At 67.7% G+C, this 16,214-nt stretch carries 15 protein-coding genes; 7 read left to right on the top strand and 8 right to left on the bottom strand.

The annotated features are described in order from the left end of the window. Positions 1-9 precede the first annotated feature (9 nt). Positions 10-1,665: an OFA family MFS transporter gene (locus BGO20_RS02615; RefSeq protein WP_291663178.1), complete on the top strand. Its 1,656-nt coding sequence runs from the start codon at positions 10-12 to the stop codon at positions 1,663-1,665. Positions 1,666-1,782: 117 nt separating this feature from the next. On the opposite strand, the gene BGO20_RS02610 is transcribed toward BGO20_RS02615, so the two are convergent. Then, entirely contained in the window at positions 1,783-2,436 is a 654-nt protein-coding gene (locus BGO20_RS02610; protein ID WP_291663177.1) for an alpha/beta hydrolase, read from the bottom strand. A 288-nt stretch (positions 2,437-2,724) separates the two neighbouring features. Between BGO20_RS02610 and BGO20_RS02605 the strand changes: the two genes are divergently transcribed. Next, on the top strand, positions 2,725-3,156 hold the full coding sequence (locus BGO20_RS02605) for an OsmC family protein (protein WP_291663176.1): 432 nt from the start codon (positions 2,725-2,727) through the stop codon (positions 3,154-3,156). Positions 3,157-3,271: 115 nt separating this feature from the next. Here the strand turns inward: BGO20_RS02605 and BGO20_RS02600 are convergent, their stop codons facing one another. From BGO20_RS02600 to BGO20_RS02570, 7 genes are all read right to left on the bottom strand, one after another. Further along, entirely contained in the window at positions 3,272-4,267 is a 996-nt protein-coding gene (locus BGO20_RS02600) for an ABC transporter ATP-binding protein (RefSeq protein ID WP_465245988.1), read from the bottom strand. A 31-nt stretch (positions 4,268-4,298) separates the two neighbouring features. Further along, the gene (locus tag BGO20_RS02595) at positions 4,299-5,285 is read right to left on the bottom strand and encodes an ABC transporter ATP-binding protein (RefSeq protein ID WP_291663174.1); all 987 of its coding nucleotides are present in this window, start codon (positions 5,283-5,285) and stop codon (positions 4,299-4,301) included. Then, on the bottom strand, positions 5,282-6,745 hold the full coding sequence (locus tag BGO20_RS02590) for an amidohydrolase family protein (protein WP_291663506.1): 1,464 nt from the start codon (positions 6,743-6,745) through the stop codon (positions 5,282-5,284). Before BGO20_RS02590 ends, BGO20_RS02595 begins: the two co-directional genes overlap by 4 nt. Positions 6,746-6,783: 38 nt before the next feature. Continuing rightward, complete coding sequence (locus BGO20_RS02585; protein WP_291663173.1) at positions 6,784-7,983, bottom strand: amidohydrolase family protein; 1,200 nt, start codon at positions 7,981-7,983, stop codon at positions 6,784-6,786. Between the two features lie 32 nt (positions 7,984-8,015). Continuing rightward, complete coding sequence (locus BGO20_RS02580; RefSeq protein WP_291663172.1) at positions 8,016-8,975, bottom strand: ABC transporter permease; 960 nt, start codon at positions 8,973-8,975, stop codon at positions 8,016-8,018. Continuing rightward, on the bottom strand, positions 8,965-9,957 hold the full coding sequence (locus BGO20_RS02575) for an ABC transporter permease (protein ID WP_291663171.1): 993 nt from the start codon (positions 9,955-9,957) through the stop codon (positions 8,965-8,967). The genes BGO20_RS02580 and BGO20_RS02575 overlap by 11 nt, the downstream gene beginning before the upstream one ends. Positions 9,958-10,067: 110 nt before the next feature. Beyond that, a complete protein-coding gene (locus BGO20_RS02570) occupies positions 10,068-11,636 on the bottom strand; it encodes an ABC transporter substrate-binding protein (protein ID WP_291663170.1) in 1,569 nt (522 codons plus the stop codon). 241 nt (positions 11,637-11,877) lie between these two features. Between BGO20_RS02570 and BGO20_RS02565 the strand changes: the two genes are divergently transcribed. From BGO20_RS02565 to nhaA, 5 genes are all read left to right on the top strand, one after another. Next, positions 11,878-12,585 (top strand): GntR family transcriptional regulator, encoded by a 708-nt coding sequence (locus BGO20_RS02565; RefSeq protein ID WP_291663169.1) that lies wholly within the window; start codon positions 11,878-11,880, stop codon positions 12,583-12,585. Continuing rightward, a complete protein-coding gene (locus tag BGO20_RS02560) occupies positions 12,582-13,277 on the top strand; it encodes a flavin reductase family protein (RefSeq protein WP_291663168.1) in 696 nt (231 codons plus the stop codon). Before BGO20_RS02565 ends, BGO20_RS02560 begins: the two co-directional genes overlap by 4 nt. A gap of 277 nt (positions 13,278-13,554) precedes the next feature. Beyond that, positions 13,555-14,370: an alpha/beta fold hydrolase gene (locus BGO20_RS02555; RefSeq protein ID WP_291663167.1), complete on the top strand. Its 816-nt coding sequence runs from the start codon at positions 13,555-13,557 to the stop codon at positions 14,368-14,370. Between the two features lie 170 nt (positions 14,371-14,540). After that, positions 14,541-14,894, top strand: coding sequence for a c-type cytochrome (locus BGO20_RS02550; RefSeq protein WP_291663505.1), 354 nt, complete (start codon positions 14,541-14,543; stop codon positions 14,892-14,894). Between the two features lie 82 nt (positions 14,895-14,976). Continuing rightward, complete coding sequence (nhaA, locus tag BGO20_RS02545) at positions 14,977-16,188, top strand: Na+/H+ antiporter NhaA (RefSeq protein ID WP_291663166.1); 1,212 nt, start codon at positions 14,977-14,979, stop codon at positions 16,186-16,188. Positions 16,189-16,214 lie beyond the last annotated feature (26 nt).

Below are 16,214 nucleotides of genomic sequence, written 5' to 3'. Positions count from 1 at the left end.
AAACGGGGAATGAGCGTCGCACAGGATATCGGACAGGTCGGAGGAGGCTCGGGCCTGCTCGACCGCGAAAGGATCATCGCCAAGGCCGGCTTCAACCGCTGGCTCGTGCCGCCCGCCGCATTGTGCATCCACCTGTGCATCGGCATGGCCTATGGCTTCTCGGTGTTCTGGCTGCCGCTCTCGCGCGCCATCGGCGTCACTGCGCCTAAGGCCTGCCCGGACATGACACTGGCCACGGCGCTCTTCACCACCACCTGCGACTGGCGCGTGGCGGATCTCGGCTGGATGTACACGCTGTTCTTCGTCTTCCTCGGAGCGGCGGCGGCGCTGTTCGGAGGCTGGCTGGAGAAGGCCGGGCCGCGCAAGGCCGGCGTCGCGGCGGCGGTCTGCTGGTGCGGCGGCATGGTCATCTCGGCGCTGGGCGTCTACTGGCACCAGCTCTGGATGATGTGGCTGGGCTCCGGCGTGATCGGCGGCATCGGTCTTGGCCTCGGCTACATCTCGCCGGTCTCGACCCTGATCAAATGGTTCCCGGACCGGCGCGGCATGGCGACGGGCATGGCGATCATGGGCTTCGGCGGCGGGGCGATGATCGGCTCGCCATTGGCGGACATGCTGATGAACGGTTTCAGGACCCCGAGCTCGGTCGGCGTGTTCCAGACCTTCCTGGTCATGGCGGCGATCTATTTCGTCTTCATGATGGCCGGCGCCTTCGGCTACCGCATCCCGCCGGCCGGCTGGCGCCCCGAGGGCTGGACGCCCCCGGCCACGCAGAACAAGATGATCACCTCCGGCCATGTCCACCTGCGCGACGCGCACAAGACGCCGCAGTTCTGGCTGATCTGGGCCGTTCTGACGCTGAACGTCTCGGCCGGCATCGGCGTGCTCGGCATCGCCTCGCCGATGCTTCAGGAGATCTTCGGCGGCGCGCTGATCGGCCAGCCCGGCACCGCCTTCTCGGCGCTCGATGCCGGCCAGAAGACTTCGGTCGCCGCGATCGCGGCGGGCTTCGTCGGCCTGCTCTCGCTGTTCAACATCGTCGGCCGCTTCTTCTGGGCCTCGCTGTCGGACAGGATCGGCCGCAAGAACACCTACTACACCTTCTTCATCCTCGGCATCGCGCTCTATGCCATGGCGCCCTGGGCGGCGGGCATCCAGTCCAAGGTGCTGTTCGTCACCGCCTTCTGCATCATCCTGTCGATGTATGGCGGCGGCTTCGCCACCGTGCCCGCCTATCTCGCCGACGTCTTCGGCACGCAGTTCGTCGGCGCCATCCACGGCCGGCTGCTGACGGCCTGGTCGACGGCGGGCATCATCGGCCCGGTGGTGGTGAACTATATCCGCGAGGCGCAGGTCTCGGCCGGCGTCACCGGCGCCAGCCTGTACAGCGGCACGATGTACATCCTCGCCGGCATGCTGGCGGCGGGCCTCGTCGCCAATGCGCTGGTCAGGCCGCTCGGCCCGCAATGGTTCATGAAGGAGGAGGAGGTCGCGAAGCTGCAGGCGGCGAGCAGGGCTGCCGCCGCCCGCGAGACGACCGGCTCCTTCGGCATCGGCAAGGGCGGCTTCGACGCCACCGCTGCGCTGGCCTGGGCGGTGGTCGGCATACCGCTCGCTTGGGGCATCTGGATCACGCTGTCGAAGTCGCTGACGCTGTTCAAGTGACCCGAAGCTGAGCCCGGCCAAGGCAGGAAGCCCGCATCGGGAGACCGGTGCGGGTTTTTCCCTTGGGAGATGCTTCGCCGCGACGAACGCCTCCCCCAGGAAATGGACGTCCGGCGCTCAAGCCTGCGCCAGCAGGATATCGGTCAGCACCTCGGGTTTCAGCCGCGCGACGTTGTGTCCGCAATCCAAAGCAAATGTCGACCATTCCGGGTCGGCGCTCAGGCGTTGATGGAGATCCAGGAAGGGACTGCCATCCCATCCAAATGCGCCGATGTGAATCTTGCGCGGCACGTCGCGCCAACGCCCGCTGAGTCTGATGGACTGGAGAAACGCCCCCAGGGGGTGCGGCCGGAAACGCGGGTCGCTATTGGCAGGCGGTGCGCTGGTGAGGCCGTCGGCCTGCGCGCCAGCGATGATGAGTTCGCGAAAACGCGGCGTGGTCAGCGACCACATCGAGTCCCCGGAATCGGGCACATACGCGTCGACATAGACCAACGCCCTGATTCGTGACGGAACCGCGTCGGCAACGCCGCTTACGACCATCCCGGCGTATGAATGTCCAACGATCACCAATTCACCGTCACACCGCTCCGCGGCATCAAGAACCTCGCCGATGTGGGTATCGAGATTTGCGGTTGGGGCCGGGGCATCACCGAGCCCGGCCAAGGTGATCGGTAATGCGTTGTGTCCTCGGGCATTGAGCATTTCTGCTACGGAGTCGTAGACCCAGCCGCCCTGCCAGCCTCCTGGAATAAGGATAAAGGTGGCCATGCCATTGGTTCCTAACATGGTGTCGTTGAAGATCCGAGGCCCTCGAACCGGGACCAGGATATCATCTGGGCCACCCCGGATGGGGTTCGGCGATTCGCTGCACCTCCGCCTCGGGACGGGACCCGACGAAACCGCCGTCAGGTCGACACGCCCCGCGCTGTTTTCTTCTATAGCCCTGCTGACGCGCTTCCGTCCGCTCGCAACGAGCGAACCCTATGGGCCTTCGCCCGTTATCCAAGGACCGGCCTCCGGGCACGGCCCACTCCACTCGGCAGAGGAGACCACACCATGGCGATCAACAAGACGGGCTCGGCCCATTGGGAAGGCGGGATCAAGGACGGCAAGGGTGCGATCTCGACCGAAAGCGGTGCACTCAATGCCTATCCCTACGGCTTCTCCAGCCGCTTCGAGGGCAGGCCCGGCAGCAACCCCGAGGAGCTGATCGGCGCGGCGCATGCCGCCTGCTTCACCATGGCGCTCTCGCTGATCCTTGGCGAGGCCGATCTCAAGGCCGATGCGCTCGATACCACGGCCCGCGTGACGCTCGACAAGCAGGGCGAGGGCTACGCCATCACCGCGATCCACCTCACCCTCAAAGGCAAGGTTCCCGGTGCCGACCAGACGACCTTCCAGTCTCTGGCGGACAAGGCCAAGGCCGGCTGCCCGGTCTCGAAGCTGTTCAAGGCGCCGATCACGCTGGAAGCGACGCTGCTGAGCTGACATGCCGGGTATGGTCGTGCTCGACCTGGCGGCGGCATCGACATCTTCGGCGCGCCCCGGACCAGCGAAGACGTGGATGGCCGGACAAGCCCGACCATGACGAAAGCGGCGCGTTTCAAGCCAGGTGGCAGGATACCGCGACATCGTCCAGCGGCCGCAGCTCCGGCCGCTCGACACGGCAGCGATCGGCGGCAAGCGTGCAGCGCGGGTTGAAGCTGCAGCCAGGCGGCGGGCTGATCGGGCTCGGCACCTCGCCCGACATCGGCCTGCGCTCGCGATCTGGGCGCTCGACATCGGGAATGGTGTCGAGCAGCAGGCGCGTATAGGGGTGGCGCGGCGCGTTGAAGATCGCCTCGGCCGGCCCGGTCTCGACGAAGCGGCCGAGATACATGATCGCGAGATCGTCCGACATGTGCCGGACGACCGAGAGATTGTGGCTGATGAAGAGATAGGTCAGCCCGAGTTCCTTCTGCAGCCGGACCATCAGGTTGAGGATCTGCGCCTGCACGGAGACGTCGAGTGCCGAGGTCGGCTCGTCGCAGACCAGGAAATCCGCCTCGGTCGCGAGCGCGCGGGCAATCGAGATGCGCTGGCGCTGGCCTCCCGAGAAGGCGTGCGGGTAGCGGCTCGCATCGGTGCGCGACAGCCCGACGGTCTCGAGCAGGTCGCCGACGCGCTGCCGCGTGCTCGCGGCGTCGGGTCGCAGCTTCAGTTCGCGAATCGGCTCGGCGATGATGTCGCCGACACGCCAGCGCGGATTCAGCGAGGCGTAGGGGTCCTGGAAGATCATCTGCACGCGCGGCGGGCCGAACGAGCCGTCGGCGCGGCGCCCGTCGCGGAAATCGAGGCTGCCCGCGCTCGGCCGCTGCAGCCCGACGACCATGCGCGCCAGCGTCGATTTTCCGCAACCGGATTCGCCGACGATGCTGAAGGTGGAGCCGCGCCGGACGCTGAAGGAGACATTGTCGACGGCGCGCAGGATGCGGCGCGGCTCGTGCGAGAACAGGCGCGAAAGCGTCGGCGCGGAAACATCGAAGCGGCAGGAAGCGGCGGCGACGTCGAGGATGACGTCGGCGGCGGCCTCCGCCGCGATGGTCGCCGTCTTCGGCATGGCCAGCTCCCTTGCGGGCGGGGTCAGAATATCATGCATCGGCCAGCTCCTGCAGCGGGAAGTGGCAGGCGGCCGCGTGGGCGGCCGGCGCGAGGCCGGGCCTGTGGTCGCGGCAGAAGGCTTCGGCCCGGCCGCAACGCGGATTGAAGGCGCAGCCCGGCGGGATCGCGCCGAGGCGCGGCATGGCGCCGTCGATCTGGTTGAGATGGGCGTGGCGGGCATGGACGCTCGGGATCGAGGCCATCAGCCCGGCCGTGTAGGGATGGCGCGGCCGGCGCACGACGTCCTCGACCGGGCCGATCTCCACGATGCGGCCGGCATACATCACCGCGACCCTGTCGGCCGTCTCCGCGATGACGCCCATATCGTGGGTCACCAGCATGATCGAGGTTCCGTGCTCGCGGCAAAGCCGCTTCAGCAGCGTGGTGATCTGCGCCTGGATCGAGACGTCGAGCGCCGTCGTCGGCTCGTCGGCGATGATCAGCGTGGGCTCGGCACAGAGCGCCAGCGCAATGACGACGCGTTGGCGCATGCCGCCGGAGAACTGATGCGGGTAATGGTCGATGCGCGTCTCGGCAGCGGGGATGCCGACCTCCCTGAGCAGGTCGAGTGCGCGCCCGCGCGCCTCGGCCCTGCCGACCGGGAGATGGGTGGTGATGGTCTCGACGAGCTGGTCGCCGACCGTGAGCAAGGGATGCAGCGAGGTCAGCGGGTCCTGGAAGATCGCGCCGATGCGCCGGCCGCGCAGGCGGCGCATCTTCTCCGCCGGCAGATTGTCGATGCGCTGGCCTTCGAGCCTGATCTCGCCGCCGGCGATGCGGCCGGGCGGATCGAGCAGGCCGATCACCGCCGTACCGGTGAGGGACTTGCCGGCTCCGGATTCGCCGACCATGCCGAGGATCTCGCCCGGCTGGATATCGAACGAGACGCCGTCCAGCGCGGTCAGTGGGCCGCGGCGGCCGTCGAAGACGATGCGCAGGTCGCGCACGGACAGAAGAGGCGCGGCGGATGCGGTCATGCGGTGGCCTCGCTGCGTTCGACCGGATAGCTCGACGAGAAGATCTCGCTCACCGGCGGGTGACCGAGCGTGCGCTCGGGATAGCGCGCCATCAGGCCTGCGAACTGGGCCTGGGCGCGGGCGTTGTCGGCGGCCTCGTCGATGCCGGGGATGACGCGGTCCGCCATGACGAAGCGGCCGTCGATCACCACGGTCGAAAAGTCGCGGCCATGGCCGGTCAGCATCATCGTCTGGATGGGGTCGATGACCTGCCCGCTATGCGGCCGGTCGAGCTCGAAAACCGTGATGTCGGCGCGGGCGTCCGGCTGGAGGCGGCCGAGATCGGGCCGCTGCAACGCATCGGCGCCGCCGATGGTCGCCGCGTCGTAGTAGTCCTCCGAGCGCACGGCGGCGGCATTGCCGGCCATGGTGCGGGCGAGGATCATGCCGGTCTGCATGTTCATCACCATGTCGGGCGGGCTCGTATCGGTGCCCATGGCGATGTTGAGCCCCATGGCGCGATATCGGCCGAAATGGTCGATGGCATTGCCGTGCCGGCCCGAGACGAGCGGGCAGTGCACGATGCTCGCGCCGGAATCGCGGATGATCTCGAGATCGCGGCCGGGGCGGTCGATCAGGCGGCTGCCGGAGACGACGGTGCCATGCGGCAGCAGGCAGCGATTGTCGAGGAAGCCGAGGCTCTCCAGCCATTCCGGCGGGCTCATGCCGTGCTGGGCGAGGACGAGGTCGTACTCGATCTTCGACTGGCAGCAATGCAGCCGGACGGGGATATCGAGCTCGCGCGAGACCGCCGCCGTGCGGCGCAGCAGCTCGGCCGTCGAGGTTTCGATGCGGTCGGGCGCGAACATGGCCCGGATCAGGCCGCCGGCCGCGCCTTCATGACGCTTGGCGAAATCGATCGCGGCATCGAGCTCGGCGAGGCCACGCGCCTCGTCGTAATGGGTGGTGATCCGGCCATCGGCCTCGACCAGCTGGTTGCCGGTGCGATAGGCCGGGCCGAGATAAGCGCGCAGGCCCAGCGCGGCCGCCGCCTCGGCCGCATCCTCGAACTCCTGCACCGTTTCCCCCCAGGCGCGGTAGAACAGCGAGGCGATCGGCAGCGCCGTGGTGATGCCGTTGCGGATCAGCGAGGCGAAGGCATGCTTCTTCTGGAAGGCCAGCTCGTCCCGCGTGTACATCTCGTAGGGGCCGGCCGCGAGATAGCTGCGCGGCCAGACCCTGCCCTTCTTCCAGGCCGGCTGGTTGTCATAGCCGAGGATTGTCGTGTCGAGGTCGGAAAGCGCGTCGCAATCGACGAAGCCCGGACCGATCAGGGCGTTGCCGTAGTCGAGGCGGCGGGCGACCTCGCCGGCAAAGCCATGCCCGACGAAAACGATCCGGCCATCCTCGAAGACGACCTCGCCGTTCTCGTAGAGGCGGTGGCGCCCGTCCTTGTGGCCGACGACCCAGCGCGCCGTCATCAGGATGCGGCCTTCGGGGCGCTTTGCCGGCTCGAGGCTCACGGCGCGGCCCTGACGGAGACGCCGTCGCGCGCGACGATGCGCCCGCGCTTGACGACGCGGCGCTTGGGAGAACGGGTGACGATCAGCTCCGCCAGCGTCTCGCCGGGCATGATGACGAGATCGGCGGCCTTGCCTTCGGCGAGGCCGTAATCGGCGATTTCCATCACCTGCGCGCCGCCCTGCGTGCAGACGTCGAGGGCGATCTTCAGTTCGTCGTCGCGGCGGAAATTGTTGCGCAGGCCGACGAACATCGCCCGCTCGACCATGTCGGCATTGCCATAGGGGCCCCAGGTGTCGCGGATGCCGTCCGAGCCGGAGCAGACGCGCACCCCGGCATCGACCAGCTTCCTGACCGGCGGGGCGGCGCTGCGCGACGGCGCCGTGGTCATGATCGCGATGTCCAGCGCCGCGAGCTCGCCGATCAGCGGATCGACCAGCGCCATGTCGGGCGAGCCGAGGCAGAAGGCGTGGCTGATCGTGACCTTGCCGTGCATGCCGAGCGCGCGGGTGCGCTCGATGATCAGCTCGGTCGAGAATGCACCCATCTCGCCGGGCTCGTGCAGATGGATGTCGAGCGGCTTGCCGTATTTCTGGCAGAGGCCGAAGACCGCGTCGAGATGGCCCTTGGGGTCGCGGTCGATGCCGCAGGGATCGAGGCCGCCGACGATCTCGCAACCCGCCTTCATCGCCTGGTCCATCAATTCCAGCGTGCCGGGCCGGCGCAGCAGGCCCGATTGCGGGAAGGCGACGAGCTCGATGTCGACGATGTCGCGGTATTCGTCGCGGGTCGCCATCACGCCCTCGACGCCCCAGAGCCCGTGCTCGGTGTCGACGTCGACATGGCTGCGGATATGGGTCGTGCCCATCAGCGAGGACTGGACCGACTGCCGGGCCGATTGGCGGGCCGGGTCGATGTCGAGGCGCTTCTTGCTCTCGCGCTCGTTGTCGATCTTGTCGAGCAGCTTCGGGCCGACCTCGTTGACGTACCAGGGCAGGCCCCAGAGGCTCTTGTCGAGATGGGTGTGGGCCTCGACCAGGCCGGGGATGACGATCTCGCCACGCCCGTCCTCGACGGGCACGCCGGCCGGCGCGGCGATGTCCTTCGCCATTCGGGCGATGCGGCCATCCTCGACGAGAATGTCGAGGGCTGTGCCGGCATTCGGGCGGACATTGCGGATCAGCAGGGAGGCGGTCATCGCAGGCGTATCCTCGTGGTTTCTTGTGATGGTCAGCGCAGCTTCGGATTGAGCGCGTCGCGCAGCCAGTCGCCGAGCAGGTTGACCGAGAGCACGATCAGCCCGAGCTGCAGCGAGGGGAACACGACGAGCCACCAGGAGCCCGAGAACAGATACTGGTTGCCGATGCGGATCAGCGTGCCCAGCGAAGGCTGCGTGATCGGCATGCCGACGCCGAGGAAGGAGAGCGTCGCCTCCGAGAGGATGGCGAGGCCGAGATTGAGCGTCGCCGAGACCAGCACCGGCGTCAGCGTATTGGGCAGGATGTGGCGCAGCATGATCCGGGCCGCCGGAACATGGATGATGCGCGCGGCGAGGACGTATTCCTTGCGCCGCTCGACCATCGTCAGCGCGCGGACCACGCGGGCATATTGCACCCAGTTGGTCAGGGAGATCGCGAGCACGAGCACCATCGCCGCGAAGGGATCGCGCAGCTCCGGCGGCAGCAGCCCGCGGAACACGGCCGAGACCAGGATCGCCATCAGCAGGGTCGGGATCGAGAGAACGGTGTCGCCGAGCCGCATCAGCAGGTTGTCGATGCGCCCGCCGTGGAAGCCGGCGAGCAGGCCGACGCCGACGCCGATCAGCATCGAGACGAGCACCGCCGCGAAACCGATGATGAGCGAGATGCGCGAGCCATAGAGGATGGCGGACAGCACGTCGCGGCCCTGCGGGTCGGTGCCGAGCAGGAAGGGCCATTCCCCGCCCTCCTGCCAGATCGGCGGAATCTCGGCCTTGTCGATGAAGATCTGCGAGAGATCGTAGGGGTTCTGCGCCGCGATCAGCGGGGCGAGGAAGGCCGTGACGATCAGCAGGGTCAACACCAGCGCCGAGATCCAGGCGGCCGGCGTCTTGCGGAAGCTCCAGCCGATATCGCTGTCGAGGAAGCGCCGGATGCGCCCGGATGCCGGAGCCGCATCTGCGGTGACGGTCGTGGCGGTGTCAGCGGGCATTGGCGGCTCCCGAGAGCGCGTCCTCGCGCAGGCGCGGATCGACCCAGGCATAGGTCAGGTCGACCAGGGTGTTGAGCGCGACGAAGATGAAGGAGACGATGATCAGATAGGCCGCCATCACCGGGATATCGACGAAGGTCACGGCCTGGACGAAGAGCATGCCCATGCCCGGCCACTGGAACACCGTCTCGGTGACCAGCGCGAAGGCGATGAGATTGCCGATCTGCAGGCCGGTGACGGTGATGACCGGCATCAGGCAGTTGCGCAGGGCATGGCCGAAATGGATCGAGCGGGCCGGCAGGCCGCGCGCCCGGGCGAAGCGGATGAAATCGGTGCGCATGGTCTCGAGCATCTCTGCCCGCACCAGCCGCATCACCAGCGTGACCTGGAAGACCGAAAGGGTAATGCCGGGCAGGATCAGCGCGGCGCGGCCGGACGGCGTCAGGAAGCCGGTGCTCCACCAGCCGAGCTTCACCACCTCGCCCCGGCCGAAGGCCGGCAGCCATTGCAGCGTCACCGAGAAGACCAGGATCAGCATGATGCCCAGCGCGAAGCTCGGCAGCGAGACACCGAGCACCGAGCCGAACTGCAAGGCCTTGGCGAGCAGGCTCTCTCGTCGGATCGCGGTGTAGACCCCGAGCGGGATACCGATGGCGAGCGACAGGAAGGTCGCGACCAGGACGAGCTCGAAGGTCGCCGGGAAGCGCTCCGAGATCAGGGCGAAGACATCCTGCTGATTGCGGTAGGAGATGCCGAAATCGCCCTGGGCGGCGTTTTTGACGAAGGTTGCGAATTGCAGCGCGAAGCCCTTGTCGAGACCGAGGTGGGCCCGCAATTCGTCGCGCTGCTGCTGGCTCGCCTGCTCGTTCAGCATGAGGTCGACGGGGTCGCCGACGAAGCGGAAGCTCAGAAAGGCGAGGAAGGCCACGGCAAGCATGACGCCGGCGGCGTTCAGGAAGCGCTTGAGGAGGAAGGCCGGCATCTGGACAACTCCGATTCAGCCAGTGTTTCTCAGCCCTCATCGTGAGGAGCAGGCCATCGTGCCTGCGGCTCGAAGGATGAGGACTGAGAGACGTTACGTGCGTCAGCCGCTCACTTCAGCCTGGTCAGCCACAGTCGGGGCTTGTTGTCGGAGGCCTGCACCATCGTCTCGACATTGGCACGCATGGCCCAGGCCATCGGCTGCTGGTGCAGCGGGATGAACAGGGTCTCGTCCTTCACCAGCTTGAGCGCCTGCTTCATCAGCGCGACGCGCTTGGGCGTGTCGAGCTCGACGCCGGCCTGGTCGATCAGCGCGTCGACCTTCGGATCGCCCCAGTTGCCCCAGTTGAAGACGCCGGCCGTGCCGGACTTCGAATGGATGACCTGCACCAGCAGCGAATAGGCGTCGATCATCGGCTCGTTGGCCCAGCCGAAGGAGATGACGTCGAAATCGCCCCGGGTGCGCTTCGGCGTCTGCTGGGCGCGCGGCGCCATGCTGAGATTGGGCTTCAGCCCGGCTCGCGCCCACATCGAGGCCACCGCCTGGCAGAACTCCTCCTCGTTGACCAGCGCGTCGCTCTGGCAGTTCATCTGGAAGCTGAAGCCGTTCGGATAGCCGGCCTCGGCGAGCAGCTTCTTGGCGGCACCGAGATCGAAGGACGGGCGCGCGTCCTGCGACGGATCATAGCCGGGGATGGCCGGCGCGACGAGCGCGCCGGTGTTGCGCGAGAGGCCGCGCATGGCGCGCTTCTGGACGGCGTCGATGTCGATGGCGCGGTAGAGCGCCTCGCGCACGCGAATGTCCTTGAAGGGGTTCTTGTCCTTGACGTCGCTTTCGAACAGCTTGTCCCGAAGGTTCAGGGCGAAGAAGACCGAGCGCAATTCGTTGGTCTGCAGCACCTTGACCTCCGGCGAGGCCTTCAGGCGCGGCAGGTCCTGCAGCGGCGCGACATTGGTGTAGTCGATCTCCCCGGACAGCAGCGCGGCGACCCGCGTCGAGGACGACGCGATCGGCATGAATTCGATGCGGTCGATGTTGTGCTGCGGCTTGTCCCACCAGCCGGGGTTCTTGACGAACACCGTCCTGGCGTCGGGCTGGCGGCTCTCGACCATGAACGGCCCCGTGCCGTTGGCATGGTCCGTCGGATAGCCGGTGACGCCCTTGCCGACATCGGTCGGCTTCAGGGCGTTGTTCGCCTCCAGCCACTTCTTGTCGAAGATGAAGATGTTGGTGAGGTCGTTGAGCAGCAGCGGATAGGGGCCATTGACCTCGATCTCGACGGTATAGTCATCGATCTTGCGCGAGGATTTATAGGCCGGCAGGTTGCCTTTCAGCGGCGAGGCATCGTCGGAGACGCGCGCGAGCGAGGCGAGCACGTCGTCGGCCGTGAAGGGGTCGCCATTGTGGAAGGTGACGCCCTTGCGCAGGTGGAAGCGCCAGGTCGTCGGCGTCACCGTCTCCCAGGATTGCGCCAGCGCGGGCTCGATCTTGAGGTCGCCGGTATAGCGCACCAGACCTTCATAGACGTGGTTCAGCACGGACAGCGTGAAGGTCTCGCCGTAGGAATAGGGATCGAGCGACGCAATCTCGCGGCCGGCCCCCCATTTCAACGTCTTCGCTTCGGCTGCGCCGCTCAGCGCGAAGGCAGCTACGGCCGCCAGCAACCAGGCCTTTCTCATCGGAACTCTCCCCTTCTTGTCGGCGCGGCCCGGAAGCGAGCCGCACGGTCGTCACTGCCACCTCTTTGCGCATCGTGGCGCTTTAGGCGCCATCTCGTGTGCGATTAATGTTCAATCTTGCATGCGATGTGATGATCGTATTGTATACGATTATTGAACACAAGCGGAAACTGGAATGGAGCCACGGCTCGTGACATTGACGGTCCCCGGCAAGGACCCGTCGCGAAGAGGAAAGGCCGTCATGGGTGAGCAGCGGACTCCGGGATTGCGCGCGCAATCCGCATACAGAGCGCTCCGGCGCGCGATCATCGAGCAGGCGCTCAAACCCGGCATGAAGCTGCCGGAGGATTCGATCGGCGAGCAGCTCGGCGTCAGCCGCACCCTGGTGCGCGAGGCCTTCAACCGCCTGGCCGTCGAGGGACTGGTCGAGCTCAAGCCGAACCGGGGCGCCTCCGTCGCCTATCCGACGCTGGAGGAGGCGCGCGACGTCTTCGAAGTCCGGCGTGGGCTCGAGCGGCTGGTCGCGGAAAATCTCGCCGGGCGCCTCACCGCGGCACAGGCGGCGGAACTCGAGGCGCATGTCCGCCAGGAGGAAAAGGCGCATGGGCAGGACGGACCGGAATCGATCCGGCTGTCCGGCGAGTTCCACATCAAGCTCGCCGAGATGACCGGCAACGCCCTGCTGCTGCGCTATGTCCAGGAATCCTCGTCGCGCTGCTCGCTGATCCTGGCGATCTACGGGCGGCCGCACTCCTCCGAATGCGCCGTCTCCGAACACCGCCAGCTTATCGAGGCCCTGCGTGCCGGGGATGCCGCCCGCGCCGCCGAGCTGATGGACCACCATCTGCGCTCCGTGGTGACGCGCGCGCTGCTCACCCCCCGCGTCGAGCCGGACATCCGGGCCGTGCTCGCGCCCTATGCCCTCAGCGAAGGACTGAACCCGTCATGACAGCGCAGACGATCGAGACGCCGCGCGCCGAGGAAGCCCCCGGCATCGTCACCTTCGACTTCGCGGCGCTTTCGCCGCGCGAGCGCTACAAGCTGCTGATCGGCGCCGTCGTGCCGCGGCCGATCGCGCTGGTGACGACGGTCGATGCCCAGGGCAAGGTCAATGCCGCACCCTTCTCCTTCTTCAACTGCCTCTCCGCCGATCCGGCGATCCTCGCGCTCGGCGTCGAATACCGCCCGACCGGCGCACAGAAGGATACCGGCCGCAACATCCGCGAGACGCTGGCCTTCACCGTCAACATCGTCTCGGACGCGCTGGTCGCCGGCATGAACGTCTGCGCCGTGCCGTTCGAGCCCGGCACGGACGAACTCGCCGAGGCGGGGCTCACCGCGATGCCGGGCGCGAAGGTGCCGTGCCCGTGGATCGGCCAGGCGCCCGCCGCCTTCGAATGCCGCCACCACACCACGCTCGGCATCGGCAGCTCCCGCGAGATCATCCTCGGCGAGATCGTCTATGCCCATTTCCGCGGCGACACCGTCGACGAGCGCCTGCATGTCGACCCCGCCGCGCTCGATGCCGTCGGCCGGATGGGCGGCCACGGCTACGCGACCACGCGTGACTATTTCGACCTGCCGACCATGCCGCTCGCGACCTGGCGCGCCGACCCGGATGCCGCCAATCGCCGCCGCTGACGGGCTCAAGGCCCGCCAGGACACCGCCCTGCATGCAACGGATGCGTAACGGTTAGTCCAGTCCCTTTCCGCCTTGCGTCCAAAGCATCCCGCCCCTCCCGCTCAGGCCATGGTCCCTGGGGGCCGCATGGGCCATCCTTACCTGACGGCAGCGCTCCGCGGAGCGGGGCCGGAGAACAGCGGGGCGGCTTGCCCGCCGCAAGAGGGGGAAGGACGGTCCAGGGCTCTCGAACGCGCGGGCAACGCGCGACGGGCGGCGCAGGCCGTTGGGTGAAACATGACGACGACCACCGATATCATCGACTTCCGCACCGAGACGGATGACGGGGCCACGCTCCACGGCTTCCGCGAAGGCCATGGCCGGCCGCTGCTGCTGGTCAGCGGCCTCAGCGGCACCGCCGGCTTCTGGGCCGACATCGCCGCGACGCTCGGGCGCTCCTTCCAGATCATCCGCTTCGACCAGCGCGGCATCGGCGGCAGCAGCCGCGGCGCGGCGCCCTGCGACATCGAGCGGCTGGCCCGCGACGGGCTGGACGTGCTCGACGCGGCCGGGCTCGACCGGGCCGTGGTGCTCGGCCATTCGACGGGCGGCTGCATCGCCCAGGCGATGGCGAAGCTCGCGCCCGGCCGGCTCGACGGCCTGATCCTCAGCGGCAGCTGGCTCAAGGCCTGCCGTTACATGACCGCGCTGTTCGGCGCGCGGCGCGCCATCCTCGGCTGCGACCCGCAGGCCTTCGCGGCGCTCTCCATCCTCAGCGCCTACCAACCGCGCTGGATCGAGGCGAACTGGCACATCTACGACGACGCCATCGAGGCCGCCCCGACGAGCGAGCAGGCCCAGACCGTGATGCGCGAGCGTATCGACGCGCTGCTCGGCTTCGACGGCACGGCGGAGATCGAGGCCCTGCCGATGCCGACCATGGTGATGGGGGCGCGCGACGACATGGTCGTGCCGGTCTACCACCAGGAGGCGCTGATCGCGGCGCTGCCCGGCGCCCGCCGCTCGATCATGGAGACCGGCGGGCATCTCTTCCCGGTGTCGCGGCCGGACATCTTCACCGCCGCGGTGGCGGAGTGGATCGGCGACCTCTGAGCCCGGCGCCCGCGGCGAAAGGCCCCCTGTCCAAGCGGCGCCGGCGCGGCCTAAACGAGAAGGCTTCCTGACTGGGCCGCCGCGGCCGCGGGAAGCGCGACCCGAACGAGCCCGAGGACGAGACCATGCGTGCAGCCCCCCTCAGCCTTCTTGCACTGGCGCTGCTCGCCATGCCGCTCGCCGCCTGCCCCGCCGCGGCGCAGGACCTCGAGGCCGGGCAGCGCGCCTTCAACAAGTGCCGCGCCTGCCACCAGATCGGCGAGGGCGCGCGCAACCTGGTCGGCCCCGAGCTCAACGGCCTGATCGGCCGGCATTCCGGCGCCGTCGCCGGCTACAGCTATTCCAGCGCCAACAAGGCCTCCGGCCTGACCTGGGACGAGGCGACCTTCGCCGAGTACATCAAGGACCCGAAGGCCAAGATTCCCGGCACCAAGATGATCTTCGCCGGCATCAAGAGCGACAAGGAGATCGCGGATCTGACCGCCTTCCTCAAGCAGTTCGACAAGGACGGCAAGAAGCTCTGAATCCGGCTGCGGCATCGGCAAACTTGGTCATCCGCGGCCGTCTGTCGTATCTCTCCACGTCTGATCGACGAAGGAGAGCTTGATGGCCGCGCCCGCGACCCGGACGAAACCCCTTTCCGCCTTGCGGGACTTCCTGCATGGCGAAGCGGCCGGCGGCATCGTCCTGATGGTCGTCGCCGCGCTCGCCCTCGTCGTCGCCAACTCGCCGGCTGCGCCATTCTATTTCGGCGTGCTGAAGAGCTATGTGCTCGGGCTGTCGGTCCTGCACTGGATCAACGATGCGCTGATGGCGGTGTTCTTCCTGCTCGTCGGCCTCGAGATCAAGCGCGAGATGCTGGACGGACAGCTCTCGAGCTGGAGCCGCCGCGTTCTACCCGGATTCGCCGCGCTGGGCGGCATGATCGCGCCGGCCCTGGTCTATGTCGGCTTCAATCTCGGCTCGCCCGAGACGCTGCGCGGCTGGGCCATTCCCGCGGCAACCGACATCGCCTTCGCGCTCGGGGTGCTCTCGCTGCTGGGCTCGCGCGTGCCGGCCTCGCTCAAGATCTTCCTGACGGCGCTGGCGATCCTCGACGATCTCGGCGCGGTCATCATCATCGCGATCTTCTACACTGCCGATCTCTCGGGCCTTTATCTCGGACTCGCGGCTGCGACGCTCGTCGCACTCGTCGCGCTGAACCGGCTCGGCGTGGCCCGGCTCGCGCCCTATCTGCTGCTCGGGGCGGCGCTCTGGTACTTCACCCTGAAATCCGGGGTGCATGCGACGCTGGCCGGCGTCGCGCTGGCGCTGACCATCCCGCTCACACCCTCGCCCGCCAAGCCCGACAGCGCCTCCTCGCCGCTGCACCGGCTGGAGCACGGCCTGCATCCGTGGGTCGCCTTCCTGATCATCCCGATCTTCGGCTTCGCCAATGCCGGCGTCTCCTTTGCCGGGCTCGGATTGTCGACGCTCGGCCAGGCCGTGCCGCTCGGCATCATGCTCGGGCTGTTCCTCGGCAAGCAGATCGGCGTCTTCGGCTTCGGCTGGCTGGCGATCCGCGCTGGGCTCGCCGACCTCCCCGCGAAGGCCTCCTGGGCGCAGTTCTACGGCATCGCCCTGCTCTGCGGCATCGGCTTCACCATGAGCCTGTTCATCGGGCTGCTCGCCTTCCCGGACTCGGCCGCGCTGCAGGACCAGACCAAGATCGGCGTGCTCGCCGGCTCATTGCTCTCCGGCGTCGGCGGCTGGCTGCTGCTGCGGCTGGCGCAACCGGAAGATGTCCGCAACCGCGTGATGCACGAATCGAAAAGCTGATGTGATTTCGCAGAACACATCTTCCA

It is taken from the genome of Allobosea sp. 67-29 (assembly GCF_001898115.1).
Classification (GTDB): domain Bacteria; phylum Pseudomonadota; class Alphaproteobacteria; order Rhizobiales; family Beijerinckiaceae; genus Allobosea.
Note: the sequence above shows the minus strand (reverse complement) of the source record. Positions and strands in the feature narration are given on the sequence as shown.